Annotated in this window: 1 protein-coding gene; it reads left to right on the top strand. The window is 57.0% G+C overall.

Going from position 1 to position 293, the window contains the following annotated elements:
- The coding region (locus tag J9893_RS13935) for an IS5 family transposase (RefSeq protein WP_210558469.1) at positions 1 to 293 on the top strand (293 nt) is incomplete at both ends.

Here is a 293-nt window from a genome sequence, read left to right as displayed (position 1 = left end):
GACCGCACCACCATCATGAATTTCCGCCACCTGCTGGAGCAGCATCAACTGGCCCGCCAATTGTTCAAGACCATCAATCGCTGGCTGGCCGAAGCAGGCGTCATGATGACTCAAGGCACCTTGGTCGATGCCACCATCATTGAGGCACCCAGCTCGACCAAGAACAAAGAGCAGCAACGCGATCCGCAGATGCATCAGACCAAGAAAGGCAATCAGTGGCACTTTGGCATGAAGGCCCACATTGGTGTCGATGCCAAGAGTGGCCTGACCCACAGCCTAGTCACCACCGCGGC

The sequence above is a fragment of the Aeromonas sp. MaB10011B genome (assembly GCF_017939325.1).
Taxonomy (GTDB): Bacteria; Pseudomonadota; Gammaproteobacteria; order Enterobacterales; family Aeromonadaceae; genus Aeromonas; species Aeromonas caviae.
The sequence above is the reverse complement of the archived record's forward strand: the minus strand, read 5'-3'. Positions and strand labels throughout refer to the sequence as shown.